At 71.4% G+C, this 13,696-nt stretch carries 16 protein-coding genes and 1 pseudogene; 4 read left to right on the top strand and 13 right to left on the bottom strand.

Annotated features, from left to right (window positions below; genetic code table 11):
* The 4 genes and pseudogenes from ABZ070_RS29320 to ABZ070_RS29335 form a co-directional block, all read right to left on the bottom strand.
* A pseudogene (locus ABZ070_RS29320) lies at positions 1 to 97 on the bottom strand (hypothetical protein); the annotation flags it as partial.
* On the bottom strand, positions 61 to 759 hold the full coding sequence (locus ABZ070_RS29325) for an amidohydrolase family protein (RefSeq protein ID WP_356638358.1): 699 nt from the start codon (positions 757 to 759) through the stop codon (positions 61 to 63). The gene ABZ070_RS29325 and the pseudogene ABZ070_RS29320, both read right to left, overlap by 37 nt.
* Positions 756 to 1,649, bottom strand: a complete 894-nt coding sequence (locus tag ABZ070_RS29330; protein ID WP_356638359.1) for an NAD(P)-dependent oxidoreductase — start codon at positions 1,647 to 1,649, stop codon at positions 756 to 758. The genes ABZ070_RS29325 and ABZ070_RS29330 overlap by 4 nt, the downstream gene beginning before the upstream one ends.
* On the bottom strand, positions 1,646 to 1,984 hold the full coding sequence (locus tag ABZ070_RS29335; protein ID WP_356638360.1) for an antibiotic biosynthesis monooxygenase family protein: 339 nt from the start codon (positions 1,982 to 1,984) through the stop codon (positions 1,646 to 1,648). The genes ABZ070_RS29330 and ABZ070_RS29335 overlap by 4 nt, the downstream gene beginning before the upstream one ends.
* Before the next feature lie 318 nt (positions 1,985 to 2,302).
* Here ABZ070_RS29335 and ABZ070_RS29340 point away from each other — a divergent pair, with 318 nt between their 5' ends.
* A complete protein-coding gene (locus ABZ070_RS29340; RefSeq protein WP_356638361.1) occupies positions 2,303 to 2,836 on the top strand; it encodes a GNAT family N-acetyltransferase in 534 nt (177 codons plus the stop codon).
* A 71-nt stretch (positions 2,837 to 2,907) separates the two neighbouring features.
* Here ABZ070_RS29340 and ABZ070_RS29345 read toward each other — a convergent pair whose 3' ends face one another.
* Positions 2,908 to 3,675 (bottom strand): NPP1 family protein, encoded by a 768-nt coding sequence (locus ABZ070_RS29345; protein ID WP_356638362.1) that lies wholly within the window; start codon positions 3,673 to 3,675, stop codon positions 2,908 to 2,910.
* A 274-nt stretch (positions 3,676 to 3,949) separates the two neighbouring features.
* On the opposite strand from ABZ070_RS29345, the gene ABZ070_RS29350 reads away from it, so the two are divergent.
* A complete protein-coding gene (locus tag ABZ070_RS29350) occupies positions 3,950 to 5,155 on the top strand; it encodes a cytochrome P450 (protein WP_356638363.1) in 1,206 nt (401 codons plus the stop codon).
* Between the two features lie 75 nt (positions 5,156 to 5,230).
* On the opposite strand, the gene ABZ070_RS29355 is transcribed toward ABZ070_RS29350, so the two are convergent.
* From ABZ070_RS29355 to ABZ070_RS29365, 3 genes are all read right to left on the bottom strand, one after another.
* Entirely contained in the window at positions 5,231 to 6,391 is a 1,161-nt protein-coding gene (locus ABZ070_RS29355) for an aminotransferase class I/II-fold pyridoxal phosphate-dependent enzyme (RefSeq protein ID WP_356638374.1), read from the bottom strand.
* Between the two features lie 149 nt (positions 6,392 to 6,540).
* A complete protein-coding gene (locus tag ABZ070_RS29360) occupies positions 6,541 to 6,942 on the bottom strand; it encodes a hypothetical protein (RefSeq protein WP_356638364.1) in 402 nt (133 codons plus the stop codon).
* A 102-nt stretch (positions 6,943 to 7,044) separates the two neighbouring features.
* On the bottom strand, positions 7,045 to 7,614 hold the full coding sequence (locus ABZ070_RS29365) for a dienelactone hydrolase family protein (RefSeq protein WP_356638365.1): 570 nt from the start codon (positions 7,612 to 7,614) through the stop codon (positions 7,045 to 7,047).
* Between the two features lie 57 nt (positions 7,615 to 7,671).
* On the opposite strand from ABZ070_RS29365, the gene ABZ070_RS29370 reads away from it, so the two are divergent.
* Positions 7,672 to 8,250: a winged helix-turn-helix domain-containing protein gene (locus ABZ070_RS29370; protein ID WP_356638366.1), complete on the top strand. Its 579-nt coding sequence runs from the start codon at positions 7,672 to 7,674 to the stop codon at positions 8,248 to 8,250.
* A gap of 114 nt (positions 8,251 to 8,364) precedes the next feature.
* Here the strand turns inward: ABZ070_RS29370 and ABZ070_RS29375 are convergent, their stop codons facing one another.
* On the bottom strand, positions 8,365 to 8,922 hold the full coding sequence (locus ABZ070_RS29375; protein ID WP_356638368.1) for an XRE family transcriptional regulator: 558 nt from the start codon (positions 8,920 to 8,922) through the stop codon (positions 8,365 to 8,367).
* 10 nt (positions 8,923 to 8,932) lie between these two features.
* Positions 8,933 to 11,116 (bottom strand): helix-turn-helix domain-containing protein, encoded by a 2,184-nt coding sequence (locus tag ABZ070_RS29380; protein ID WP_356638369.1) that lies wholly within the window; start codon positions 11,114 to 11,116, stop codon positions 8,933 to 8,935.
* Positions 11,117 to 11,269: 153 nt separating this feature from the next.
* Here ABZ070_RS29380 and ABZ070_RS29385 point away from each other — a divergent pair, with 153 nt between their 5' ends.
* Positions 11,270 to 12,127 (top strand): GNAT family N-acetyltransferase, encoded by an 858-nt coding sequence (locus ABZ070_RS29385; protein WP_356638370.1) that lies wholly within the window; start codon positions 11,270 to 11,272, stop codon positions 12,125 to 12,127.
* Between the two features lie 35 nt (positions 12,128 to 12,162).
* Here ABZ070_RS29385 and ABZ070_RS29390 read toward each other — a convergent pair whose 3' ends face one another.
* From ABZ070_RS29390 to ABZ070_RS29400, 3 genes are all read right to left on the bottom strand, one after another.
* Complete coding sequence (locus ABZ070_RS29390; RefSeq protein WP_356638371.1) at positions 12,163 to 12,468, bottom strand: hypothetical protein; 306 nt, start codon at positions 12,466 to 12,468, stop codon at positions 12,163 to 12,165.
* A gap of 62 nt (positions 12,469 to 12,530) precedes the next feature.
* Complete coding sequence (locus ABZ070_RS29395; RefSeq protein WP_356638372.1) at positions 12,531 to 13,031, bottom strand: GNAT family N-acetyltransferase; 501 nt, start codon at positions 13,029 to 13,031, stop codon at positions 12,531 to 12,533.
* An 87-nt stretch (positions 13,032 to 13,118) separates the two neighbouring features.
* A complete protein-coding gene (locus ABZ070_RS29400; protein WP_356638373.1) occupies positions 13,119 to 13,451 on the bottom strand; it encodes a hypothetical protein in 333 nt (110 codons plus the stop codon).
* Between the last annotated feature and the right edge of the window lie 245 nt (positions 13,452 to 13,696).

A 13,696-nucleotide genomic window follows, 5' to 3' on the forward strand; every position in this document is an offset into this window, starting at 1 on the left:
CCGGCATGGCGTTGTGGCTGGCGGAGAGCATCACGCCGAGGTCTGCGCCGAGCGCGCCGGTCAGGTACGCGACGGCCGGGGTCGGCAGCCGCCCCAGTGCCGGGGGCTCGCCGCCGTCTGCAGGCGCTCCGGCAGCAGCGCCATCGCGCCGCCGCCGGTCGCACCGATCAGCCGCAGGTCCGGGTACTTGTCCAGCCATCCCGCGAACGCGATCATGGCCATGCCCAGGGTGACGTCGCCGAACCGGCCGATCTGCTCGACGAAGCCGATGGTGTCCACCTTCTCCGTGCCGGCCGGTTCGGCCGGTGCGTGCACCAGGACCGGGACTCCCGCCTCCGCGGCCAGCGCGAAGAAGGAGTCCGCCCGCGGCGAGCCGAGCAGCTCGCCGTGGACGCTGGACGTGGTGATCAGGCCGACGAACGCGGGGTCCGCCAGGGTCTCCCGCACCCCTTCCAGGTGATCGTCGTCGCCGAACGGGTTGGCGTAGACGTACCCGCGCAACTGGTCCGGGAACTGGGAGATCAGACCCGACATCCAGGCGTGGAAACCACGCAGCCGGTCACGCGGCTGCTTGTAGTTGTCCACGCCCGGGACCCGCGCCATCGCTCCGGCGCCCACCGGGCTGCCGATGATGGTGAGGTCGATCCCGGCCTCGGCGCGGGCCGCGAGCATGCCGTCGACGTCGGTCAGGCTCGGGGGCATGGGGAAGCGTCTGGCCGCCTCCGGCGGGGACAGATGTCCGTGGATGTCGATGATCATGTGTGGGTTCCCGGTTCCGGTGTGACTGCGCGGGTCACCGCGGCGCAGTCCTCGTCGCCGAGCCCCTGCTCGGTGGCACGGGCGTGGGTCTGTGCGGCTGCGGCGGTGAGCGGAAGGTGCAGGCCTGCCGCGGCCGCCTGCTCCGTAGCGAGCATGAGGTCCTTCGCCATCAGGCGCAGCCGGAAGTCCGGCTCGTCGAAACGCCCGGTGGCCAGGCGCCGCGACTTGAACGACATGACCGGCGAGGCGAAGCCGCTGCCCGCGATCGTCCTGAGGACGAGCCGCTTGTCGAGGCCGCAGGCGGCCGCCAGTTCGGCGGCCTCGGCCATGGCCTGCACCTCTATCCCCATGAGGAGGTTGAGGAGCAGCTTCATCCGCATGCCGGAACCGAGTGCGCCCAGATGGACGACCTCCTTGCCCAGCATCTCCAGCAGCGGCCGGCCGGCGGTGAAGACCCGCTCCTCGCCGCCGACGAACAGCCGCAGTTCGCCGTCGCGGGCGTGGTCGCGGTTGCCGAGCATGCCGACGTCCATGACGGAGGGCGCGTCCCCGGCGAGCCGGACGACCTCCTCGGGAGCGACGGTGCTGGCGCAGATCAGCGCACCGGGGTAGGTGCCCCTGGCCAGGACGCCGTCCGGGCCGCGCAGCACGGTTTTGAGGGCGTCGCCGTCGGCGACCGTGCAGATGACGGCGCTCGTGCCCTCGGCGGCTTCGCTGGGGCGGTCGGCGGCGACGGCCCCGGAGCGGGCGAGCGGCTCGGCCCGCTCCGGGGTACGGTTCCAGACCCGCACTCGTACGCCTTGTGCGAGCAGACGTGCGGCCAGGCCGGAGCCCATCGTGCCGAGACCGAGGACGGCGACGGGGCCGGAAGCGTTGATGGTGGGCGTCATGACTTCTCCTCCACGGTCTCCTTGACGACCCGGAACCGCAGCGACTGCGTCGAGTCGACCCAGTTGCGGAGCGGAGCCACCAGTGCCTGGTGGTCCTCGCTCTGCTGCCAGGCGAAGAAGTGTTCGGGGGTCTCCCACTCGCTGGTGATCACCCACTGGCGGGAGCCGTCGACCGGCTCTCCCAGTCGTTCGACGATGTGCCCGGGGGTGCGAGCGACGGATTTCCGCATCTGCTCGTACATCTCCAGGAACCCTTGCTCGCCGCCCTCGATCACACGGACCGCGAAAACCACGGACAGCCTTTCGGCCGTTTGGCCGTTCTGAACAGTGCCCATGTCTCCTCCTGATGGTGAGATCCGGCAGGACACGCTTTCCAAGGACTCATGGGCTCAGTGACGACGCAACTCCAATGGGTGCACGGCCCAGTCGCGAGAAGGGGCGTGCCCTGCGGGCTAGTCCGTCCGGGTGACTCTCAAGGGGCCCTCGGCGAGGCGGATTCGAGCGAATGAACGAGGGGCGTGAGGGCACGGAGGCTGAGGGCGTGGAGGCCGTGGGCCCGATGGGCCGGGTTCCGTCTCCGGTCCCCTGCCGGCCACGGGGCCGGGCAGCGCCGATTACCGGTAGTCCCCGCGCCTCCGGCAGGATGAGTGCCCATGACCGAGATCCGCACCCCCCGCCTCCTCCTGCGTCGCTGGCACGACGACGACCTCGCCCCGATGGCGGACATCAACGCCGACCCGCGGGTCATGCGGTGGGTCGACGACGGCTCGGTGCTCGGGCTGGAGCGCACGGCCGAGGACATCGAGCAGTGGGAGGAGGAGTGGGACGAGGAGGGCTTCGGTCTCTTCGCCGTCGAGCTGCTGGCCTCCGGCGAACTGGCCGGATTCACGGGACTGTCGGTGCCCGCCTTCCTGCCGGAGGTGTTGCCCGCCGTGGCGATCGGCTGGCGGTTCGGCTCGCAGTTCTGGGGGCAGGGCTACGCGTCCGAAGCCGCCCACGCCACCCTGGAGTTCGCGCTCCAGGACCGCGGCCTCGACCGTGTCGTCGGCATCAGCCGGGTGGGCGACGAGGCCTCGCAGAACGTCATCCGCAAGCTGGGCATGGCGCTCGAGCGCGAGACGGCGCACCCGGAGTACGGCTTTGCGCTGCACGTCCACAGCATCGATCTCACCGAGTTCCAGGCGTGAAGCGGCCGGGCCGCCGGTTGTTGTCCGGGCGGTAACCGGCCGCTTCGGCGTCGGCCGTCGGGTGCTGCGGGTCAGGCGTTGGGGTCGAAGGGGATGCCTGCGGGCTTGGCCTCTTGGAGGTGGTGGGCGAAGCTGCCGTCCTTGAGGCCGAAGTGGGCGCTGCCGAAGTCGGCCTGGCTCAGCTTGTCGCGCAGGCCGGCGGGGTAGCCGTTCCAGCCGACGAGGTCGGGGAACTGCCATCCGCGGTAGTGGTTCTCCGGCGGCTCGTCGTTGGAGTTCGCGGGGCGGAAGCAGTGCGTGCCCAGACCGTCCTTGTGGTAGACGATCTTGGGATGGGTTCCGTCCCAGCGGATCCGGTCACGGGGGTGGATGTCGAAGTCGCCGTGCGCGGAGGTGGCGACGTACCGGGCTTCGTTGTTCTGCACCCACACCACGACGTGCTCCCAGTCGTGGCGGTGGCCGCCGAGGCCGCTGCCCGCCACGGCCTGGTCCTTCTCGAAGTAGAGCCCGTACATGACCGCGCACCAGCCGTTGTTGCACTTGGCCCGCGCGTACCCGTTGGTGTTGTCGAGGTCCCCTGCGTCGTGGCAGCTGCCGTTGACGGCGCCGGACGTCTTGAGGCCGGGGGCTATGGTTCCGTCGGGGCCGATGGCCGGGGTGGGATAGCAGCCGTCCGTGTCGTAGTCGTAGGCCGGCTGGAACGTCTGCTCCAGTGCGTCCGCGTTGGCGGGCAGGGCGGCGGGCGGGGCGGCGAGGGCGATGCCGGGAGTGGCGACCACCAGTGCGGCGGCGCTGATGAGGACGAGCGAGGTCTTGCGGATCCGGGCTCCGGTTTTCACTGCTTCCTCCTGGTCGCGCCGACGGCACCGTGGTGTGGGGCACACGATTCGATTGACATGCCCAAATCATCTTCATCGAATCTCGTGGACGCGTGGCGGGTCGCCGGGTGTCACCGCGATGACGGATCGGCCAACACGGGCGGGGCGGTGGTCAAAAGCGCATACGAGGCGCGCCGGGGGGCCGGGTGTGGCGTGCAACTGTCCGAAATCCGATGTTGGTTGCGGCGCCGGCCGGGTTAGCGTGCCATTTCAGCTCGTGAACTGGGGGAACAGCATGGTGGCTCGGCCTGTCGTTGATCTGCAGCAGCTCGGTGCGGATTTCGTTCGTGATCCCTATCCCGTCTATGCCGGGCTCCGTGCCGAGGGGCCGGTGCATCGTGTGCGTGACGCCGACGGCGCGGAGTTGTGGCTCGTCGTCGGCTACGAGGCGTGCCGGGCCGCCTTCACCGATCCGCGGCTGAGCCGGGACTGGATCAGGTCCGGGGACATCAGCCAGATCATGAACACCGAACAGAACCAGCCCGCTCTCGCGCACATGCTGATGTCGGACCCGCCGGACCACACCCGGCTGCGGCGGCTGGTGGCGAAGGAGTTCACACCGCGTCGCATCGAGGCCCTGGCTCCCCGGATCCAGCAGATCGCCGACGGGTTGCTGGAGGAGATGGTGGCGGGAGGGAACCGGCAGGCCGATCTGATCGCGTCGTTCGCGTTCCCGCTGCCCATGACGGTCATCTGCGAGCTGCTGGGTGTGCCGGAGCTGGACAGGGACGCCTTTCGCAGCTGGTCCAACGAGATGGTCGCGCGCACCAGTCCCGAGGCGGAGGCGCTGGCCTACCAGGAGATGCCGGCGTATCTCGCCGAACTGATCGCCGCGAAGCGGGCGGACCCGGGTGAGGATCTGCTCAGCGCGATGATCCACACCGTCGACGCGGGCGGTGACCGGCTCTCGCCGGACGAGCTGATCGGCATGTCCGTGCTGCTGCTCATCGCCGGACACGAGACCACCGTCAATCTGATCGGCAACGGTATGCGGGCGCTGTTCGCGCACCCGGACCAACTGGCCGATCTGCGGGCCGACTTCGGTCTGCTCGACGGGGCGATCGAGGAGATGCTCCGCTACGACGGGCCGGTGGAGACCTGCACGGAGCGTCTGGCGCTGGAGGATGTGGAGATGGGCGGGGTGACCGTCCCCGCGGGCTCCACGGTCCTGATCGCCATGGCGGACGCCGACCGTGACCCCGAGCGCTTCAAGGAGCCGGACCGCTTCGACATCCGCCGCGACGCCCGCGGGCACATCGCCTTCGGTCATGGTCTGCACTACTGCCTGGGCGCACCACTGGCGCGGCTGGAAGGCCGGATCGCACTGCGTTCGCTGCTGGAACGCTGCCCGGACCTGGCGTTGGACGCGGACGCGGCGACGCTGCGGTGGATGCCGGGGCTGCTGATCAGGGGCGTGCGGGAGCTGCCTGTGCGGTGGTGACCCGGCGGCCGGGCCGGCGGGTGCCGGCCCGGCGTCGGTGACCTCGGGGGCGGTGGTGCCGGGGGCGGGCAGGTGTCACGCGACGGCGGCGGCCATCCGCCAAACCGCCTCCGTGATCAGGCGGGACGAGGTCGCCAGGTTGAGCCGGACGTGCCCGGCGCCGCCGGTGCCGAAAGGGACACCGGAGGTGAGGGCCACTTTGCCGCGTTCGAGGAAGACGGCGGCGGGGTCGTCGCCGAGCCCCAGGCGCCGGCAGTCGAGCCACGCCAGGTAGGTGGCCTCGGCGGGCCGGTAGGAGATGCCGGGCAGGTGCTCGGCCAGGAGCCCGGCGAGCAGCCGGCGGTTGGCGTCGAGTCCGGTGAGGACGGCGTCGAGCCAGCCGGTCGCCTCGCGCAGTGCGGCGGTGTGGGCGATGACGCCGAGGTGGCTGGGGCCGTGGCTGACCTCTTCCGGCATCCGGGCGAGATCCTGGGCCGCGGCCGGACCGGCGACGGCGAGGGCGGCCTTGAGACCCGCGAGGTTCCACGCCTTCGAGGCCGACACGAGGGAGAAGGCGCTGTCCGCGCCCGGCACGCTCAGGTACGGCACGAATGTGGTGTCCGGGGCGACGACCGGGGCGTGGATCTCGTCCGCCACCACGCGTACGCCGTGCTGTTCGGCGAGCGCGGCGACAGCGGCCAGTTCGGCGGCGGTGTGGACGGTGCCGGTCGGGTTGTGCGGGCTGCACAGCAGATAGGCGGCGCGCCGTCCGCCGGTGGTGACCTGCCGGAAGGTGTCCTCGAGGAGGGTGAGGTCGATGCGCAGGTCCGCTCCGAGCGGCGCCTGGACGACGCGCCGGCCCATATGGCTGACGAACTGGTAGAACGGCGGATAGACGGGGCTGTTGACGACCACGGCGTCGCCCGGGCCACTGAGAAGTTTCAGGACCTCGACGATGCCGAGCATCACGTCGGGGACGATCGCCGTGCGCTCCACGTCGAGCCCGTGCCAGTTCCATCTCTTGGCGGCAAAGGCGGCGAGCGCTTCGGCGTAGGCGGTCCCGGCGGGATATCCGGTGTCGCCGAGCGCGACCGCGTCGGTGATCGCCGTGGCGACCGGTCCGGCCAGCGGTACGTCCATCTCGGCCACCCACAGCGGCAGGACGTCCGGCGGATAGGTGCGCCACTTCATACTGGTGCGCCTGCGGAGCCGGTCCAGGGTGAGGCGTTCCAAGGGGTTGGCCGAGGTGGCGTCCATGTCCTGCTCGTCGGTGTTCACGAGCGAAAGATAGGGGCACCGGCCGGGTGTGTCAGCAGGAGCGCCCCGCGCGGGACGGCGAGCCGGAGGTCCAGGGCCTGTCCGACAGGCCAGTTACGAGCTGGACCGAGTGCTCGCTTGCGAGCGCCTTACGTGGAACTCAGAGCATCCAGCGACGCCACGGGAACGACGCCATCCGCCCGACGAGCCAATGCCTCATCGATCGTGACCAGCGCATCGGCCTGAAGCCGCGTCACGGCAAGGTATTCGGCGTCCCCGATAGTGTCCCACCCCTGTTCCCGGGCGATCCGCCAGGCTGTGCGACGGGAGACCCGGTCGCCCAGCAGTCGCATCTTTACCTCGGTCAGGCGCTCGTGCATACGCAACGCCTCGACCTCGTCGAGGTCGCCGCAGCTGACCTGTTCGAACAGCAGCGACAGCGCCTGCGACCGCACCGGATTCGGCGCGACAAGCTGGTGATCGGGTCTGATCTGCACACCGGTCGACACGATGTGCAACAAGGTCCTGGCATCGACGACGTAGCGCGTCATGGCTCGATGAACTCCCGCTCCTCGTCCGTCAGTTGCACACGAGTCACACAAAACGATCTACCGGATCAGAGCCTGAGCTGCCAACCTCACAGGGCAATACACCTAGCGCGAGCCGAGAAACTCGATCGTCCGCTGGGTCAGGAGCTTGGCAGCGTCCGGGTCGTAGGACGGCAGCGAATGGTCCGCGAACAGGTGCTGGTCTCCGGGATACAGAAACATCTCCGCCTCAGCGGAATCGGAGACGAGCGCGCGAGCAGCATCGACGTCCTCGGCGAAGAACGGATCGGCTTCCTTCGCATGCACCTGCACCGGCACGCCGTCAGGCCAAGCCGCGCCGAACTCCGACACAGGGATACAGGCGTGAAACAGGAGCGCGCCCCGCGCGCCCGGCCGAGTCTGCGCCAGCTTCTGGGCAGGCAGCACACCGAGCGAGAAGCCGACGTAGACGATGTCCTGCGGCAGGTGCTCGGCAGCGCGGACGCCGCGCTCGGTGATCTCGCCGAAGCCGATCTGCTCGACGTAGCCCGAACCCTCCTCAAGGGAGCCGAAGGTACGCCCCTCGAAGAGATCGGGCGTGTGGACGGTGTGGCCGGCGGCGCGGAGTTCGTCGGCGAAAGCGGCGACTCCGGGGGTCAGCCCCTGCGCGTGATGGAACAGTACGACCTCTGTCATGCCCCGACCCCTTGCTCACCAGTAGCGAATGATCCGAAACTTTAGAATAATCGAGAGGTGCCGAACAATACCCTTCCCGACTACGATCTCGCCGACGTCACCGACGTGTCAGACCCGGCCCAGCTCCACGCGCTGGCCAGCCCATTGCGCAACGCCACCCTCGAGCTGCTCCTCGAACGCGCCGCCACTGTGAGCGAATTGGCCGGCGCACTCGACCGCCCGAAGAGCACGGTCGCGCACCACGTGAGCGTCCTGGTCGATGCCCAGTTGCTGAAGGTCGTGCGGACCCGCCGGGTGCGGGCCATCGACGAGCGTTTCTACGGCCGCACCGCGCGCATCTTCCGTGTCGGCACGGTCAGCCCGACCGACGGTGGCGTCACTCCGTACTGCAACAACGATCTCGCCACGGCCGCAGCCGAGTCGGTCCCGGCGCACCAGGCAGATCAACTGTCCTCGATCGTGCGGCATGTCCGGATCCCGCAGGAGCAGGCCCGCGGGTTCTGGGCGCGGGTCCTGGAGCTCGCCAACGACTACGCACAACTGCCGCGCGGAGGCGATGTGGTGTATGGCTTCGCGGCCGGGCTCTACCCGACCGACCATCCGGCGCTGCCAGAGGCTGAGTCTGCGGCGGACTGACCTGTACCGCAGGTCGTGTCGTCCACAGCCACGGCCTGCAGCCCCCGAACCCTCACCGCCCTGGCCCCATCTCGGGCAGCAACCCACCGAGTCGTCTGACCTGTCGGACAGGCCTTAGTAGTCGATGGTGACGTAGTCGATGTCGGTGAACTCCACCTGGAGGCCCTCGGCGCGGCGGCCGCGGTCCTTGAAGTAGATGTCCTGGAGGCCTTCCGCCGCGATCTCGCGCAGTTGTTGTTCGTCGGCGCCCGCGGCCTGGGCGGTGAACAGGCGGGCCGCGTACTGGGGAGGCAGGTGCTGGGTGATGCGGCGGATGCGGCTGTCGTCGGTGGTGCCGGGGGCGGCGGTGAAGCCGAAGCGGGCGCGTGTCTCGATGACGAGGCCGCCGGTGGTCGCGGCCTGTTGCCTCGCGCGCTCGCGGACCCTGGGCTGCCAGCGTTTGCGGACCTCTTCGGTGAGGCGGGCGGCGAGGTCGGGGCGGGGGCGTTTGAACTGGCCGGTGAGATAACGCTCGACGGTGCGCTGGGAGATGCCGAGGAGGCCGGCCACCGCCCGGGTGCTGCCTTTGGCCTGGTGGACGAGGAAGCGCATCTGGGCGCGGGCGGTCTTGGGGAGCGGCCGGGTGAAGGTGGCTGCCGCAGCCTCCTCGAGGCTGCCCTGGACGGTGTCCATCGCGGTCTGCCTACTCTCCCTCGTCGGCGGCGTCGGCGCCCTTGATGTGGCGGGCGGGGTTGTGGCCGTCGTCGAGCATCTTCACGACGGTCAGCATCGGCTGGGTGCCCTCGTGTTTGACCATGCCGGGCGACACGCCGAGCCGGAACGAGCCGGGCGCGGGCCTGCCGTCGGGGGTGCGCGGGAGGAAGTCCGGCGGGGAGGGGCCGTCGGCGAGATAGACCGCGCAGTCGGACAGGACCGCCACGGGCAGCAGCGCCTCTTCGGCGAGGTGCAGATGCCCGGTCGGGGCGGGGGTGTGCGGGCTCGCGAGGGCGGTCTTGAGGATCTTCCGGTGCATGTTGACGCGGGCAGTGGCGATCACGGCGGCCCGGATGTCGGGGCGCCAGGTCGGGCGTTCGAGGGCGGGCCACCGCTCGCCGTGGGTGTGGGACGCGCCCTGGGGCCGTTCGCGGAGTTTCCCGATGCCGCCCTTGACGGTCGACTTGATCGCCGACAGTACGGCGGCCAGGGCGGGGTCGGCCTGCTGGTGGCGGTCCATGGCGGTGAGGAAGTCGGTGTCGCTCATCCCCGTCACGACGCCGAGGTCGGCCATCGTGGCTTTGTACGCCTCGGACAGGCGCTTGTACCAGGGGTCGAGGTAGGGCCCGGATTCGGGGCGGAGCCAGGCTTCGACGGGGGCGATCCGTGCGGGGAGCCGGAAGGCGTCGACGAGTTCGCGGGCGTAGGCGACGGTCGGTGTCGCGTACCAGGCGGGGCCGGTGGGGCGGGTGCCGTCGGGGGTGAACGGGCTGGGCAGGCGCGGGTCCAGTTCGATGCCGGACAGGTCGACCAGCCACGAGCCGGGGACGGCCGGGTCGAACGCGGGCGCGACGGCGTGGACGGGGGCGCCGAGGCCGACGACCAGGCGGTTGGCGGCGGCGAGGAAGGCCGTGTTGACGTCGATGCCGACGCCGTGACTGCGGCCGCATTCGGCGTCGGTGAGCAGTTGGGGGTCGCGGATCCAGTCGCAGGCCTCCTCGGCGAGGACCTCGTCCGGGGCGCGCCGGTGGCCGCGCGGGAACAGGGCGGCGGCGACGGGGTGTTCGTCGGGGGCTTCCGGCGGGGCCGGGTCGACGGGCTCGGTCAGGGAGCCGCGCATCGGGGCGGAGACCCAGGCGCCGCTCTCGTCGTCCTTGACGGCGCGGGTCGGCGGCCTCAGGGCGGTCATGGTCTCCAGGCCGGACACGGCGGTCGAGCCGCGCGGGGTGATGACCCGCCGGGCGTAGGTGGCGAGCGTGGCGGCGAGGTCGGCGGGCGGCAGCCGGTCGGCGCCCTGCCAGGAACGGGCGTCCAGGGCGCCCCAGGGCAGGACGGCGAGCTGGACGCACTGGCGCCGACCGCCGTGTGCCGGGCGGTAGATGCGGGCCCAGGGGCCGAAGCCGCGGCGGGTCAGTTTCCACTTCGCGCGGGTGATCGTGCGGACGACCGGGTGGTCGTCGGGCAGGCGCAGGCCCCTCCGGTCCGCCAGGGCGGCGGGGAGGCCGAGGTGTTCGGCGGCTTCGGCGGTGAGGACGATCAGCGGGTCGGAGTCCTTGCCGGAGGGGTGCAGCCGGGGGGCGCCCAGTTTCGCCTCGCGCAAGGTCCATTCGACGAGTCCGGGAACGTCGGTGGCGGGGCAGTCCAGTACGAGGCCGTCGGCGCAGTACAGCTGTCCGTCGCCGTCCAGGACGCCGAGAGGGCCGTTCGCGAACCGGGGGTCGGCGGACGGCGGGGCGGAGGGCTGTTTCCTGGTGGAGCTGTGTGTCGTGGGCGCGGGGGCGGGCGTCTGGGGTGCGGCGGGCTGCTGTCGAGGGCTGCGGGGCGGGGGTGCTGCCGGTGCGGGGGCGGCGGGCGGTTCCGGTGCGGGTGCCGGTGCGGGGTGGCGGGCAGCGAGGCCTTCCAGGAGGCGCACGTAGGCTGCGCGTTTGGGCGGGCGGGGCTCGGTGCGGCCGGCTTCCCAGCTGGTGACGGTCTCGCGCCGTACCGACAGGGCGCGGGCGATCTGGTCCTGGCTGAGGCCGCTTGCTTCGCGCAGCCGTTTGCGTTCGGCGGGGTCCGGCAGATCCTCCTGCGCGGCGGCCTGCTCCAGCAGGGCGTCGACCGACGCGAACAGCTTGCCCTGCTCCTGGGACACCGGGACCACCTCCGCGGCCACCCTATCCCGAACGCACATTCCGTAGCGGCCGAACACACAACGGGCGCACTGTTGGCGAGTTGGCCGGTGTCGATCTTTCGGAGGGGGCTCGCGTGCTGAGACGGTCTTCTCGAGCGCCGGACCGCGAGGTGCCGGACGGTGGAAGAGGCCGGATCCGCGGGAAGGACAGCAATGGCGGAATTCGAGATCCGGAGCGCGAGCGCCCGGGAGATCGGGCTCATGCGGGACTGGGCCGACGAGGAAGGGTGGAACCCGGGCGACTCCGACCGCTGGGCCTTCGCCGTGGCCGATCCGGAGGGCTTCTTGATCGGCCGTCTGGACGGCGAGCCGGTCGGCTGCATCTCGGCCGTGCGCTACGGCACCGGTTTCGGGTTCATCGGCTTCTACATCACCCGCCCCGCGGTGCGCGGCCGGGGCTACGGGATGCGGCTGTGGCAGGCGGGCATGGACCGTCTTCAGGGCCGCACCGTCGGGCTCGACGGCGTGGTGGACCAGCAGGAGAACTACCGCAGGTCGGGGTTCGTCCGTGCGTGGAACAACGTCCGGTTCGAGGGGGTGCCGGCAGCGGGCGGCGGGGCAGGGGCACTGCCGGAGGGGGTCTCGCTCGTCGACGGCCGTTCCCTGTCGTTCGGGCGGCTGGCGGCCTACGACCGGAGGTTCTTCCCGCAGGCCCGTCACGCCTTCCTCGCGGCCTGGGTCGGCCTGCCCGGCCGCAGGGCGGTGGCCGCTGTGCGCGACGGCGAGATGCGCGGGTTCGGTGTCGTGCGCCCGTGCAGCGGCGCCTCACGTATCGGGCCTCTGTACGCGGCCGACAAGCAGGTCGCGGCGGCGCTGGTGCACGCTCTCGCGGCGGAGGGGCAGGGGGCGGCGGTGGCGGTCGACGTCCCCGACTGCAACGGGCTGGCCATGGAACTGGTGGCCGAGCTCGGCCTCTCCCCCACGTTCGAGGCGGCCAGGATGTACAGCGGGCCGGTGCCCGAGGTCGACCGGGCGGGTCTGTTCGGGGTCACCAGCCTGGAGCTCGGCTGAACCTCCGTGTCGTGCACGGCGGGTGGGCGGGGGCCTCAGGGCCGGTGGGGGCGCGGGCCCTCGTACTCGCGGTCGTCGACGGGCGCGTCGGGCAGTTCCCGGTCCAGCGCCTCGCGGTAGCGGACGCAGCCGCGCAGGAAGCGCGGCCAGGGCGGCACCGCGACGTCGGGCTCGAGGGGTTCGGGCAGCAGGGACCACAGTTGGGGGTGGTGCCAGCACAGGTCGTGTCCGGAGCTGTCCCTGTGCACGCGGATGGCGGTGCGCAGTCTGCGCACTTCGGCGGCCAGTTCGTCGCGGCTCAGGCCGTCCAGGTCGTCGTCGAGAGGGTCGTGCGGGTCCATGGGCGCACCTTAGGGGCGCTCGGGCACCGGTCGCGGGGACGGGCCGCGGCGGGTCGGGGCTCTCACCCGGTCGGCGCGGGCGGGGCCAGACGGAGGGTGTAGGTGAGGCCGGGGAGGCCGCTGAGGAGGGTGGTGCCGGTCTCGGTGAATCCGATGCGGGCCAGGACGGCTTGGGAGGCGGCGTTGTCGAGGGTGGTGGCCGCGCGCAGGGTGGTCAGGCCGTACTGGGCGGCGGCGAGCGTGCACAGCCGGCGGACGGCACTGGTGGCCAGGCCCTGGCCGGCGGCCTTCTCTGCGATGCGGTAGCCGAGTTCGGCGCTGTGGTCGGCCACGTCGACGAGGTTGACGCGGCCCAGTATGGCGCCGGTGTCGTCGACGACGAGGTGGAAGTGGCAGATACCGGCGGCCTGTTCGGCGAGCAGGTCGCGGTGGCGTGCGTCGAAGTGGGTGAAGTAGTCGTCGCCGCGGTCGGGGACGTGTGCGGCGAAGTAGGCGCGGTTGTCCCGCTCGAAGGCCAGGAGTGCGGGGGCGTGGTCGGGGCGCAGGCGTTGGAGCTGGGGCATGGGGGAACGTTACGCCCTGCGGGTGGGGTGGGGGCGGCCGGATGCGGGCCCGGCCGCCCGGGTCGGTGCGCGGTGGCCGGCGGCCGGTCACGGGGTGCGGGTGATCCATCGCTGGAGCGCGGCGTGGGTGGTGTCGTCGAGGGCGCACAGGGCTTCGATGGCGGCGAGGTCGCCGGGCAGGGGTGCGATGCCCGCGGTGGTCAGGGCGGCGTGCAGGTCCAGGCGGCGCCGGTCGCAGGGTTCCAGCGGCAGGGGCACGCGCTGCTCGGGGGCGGGTGCGGCCAGGAGGTAGTCGCCGGGTTCGAAGGTGCCGTGGTCGCAGGCCGGCGCCGGGTCGTCGAGGGCGCCGGGGAAGCGGTAGGGGTCGGCGATCGACGGCGTGCCGGGTGCGGTCATGGTGGAAACGTGCCAACCGGTCATGGGTGCCTCCTCAGTTGTCGGGCAACTGGTGACGAGGACTGCTGCCGGGCCCGGGGCAGTTGCAGTACGGGCGGTTTGCCACCCGAATGTCCCCTATGGCATTTCTTCACTCTTCACATGTGGGATGAACGCGCGGGGGCGGAGCGGAAGTCCGGGGGCGCTGTCCGCGGCCGGGGCGGGCCCGGGCCGCGGACAGCGGCGCAGGCACTGCGGGTCAGGGCGTCCAGACGCCGGTGGTGGCGGTT

This window comes from Streptomyces sp. NPDC006283 (genome assembly GCF_040613325.1).
Classification (GTDB): domain Bacteria; phylum Actinomycetota; class Actinomycetes; order Streptomycetales; family Streptomycetaceae; genus Streptomyces.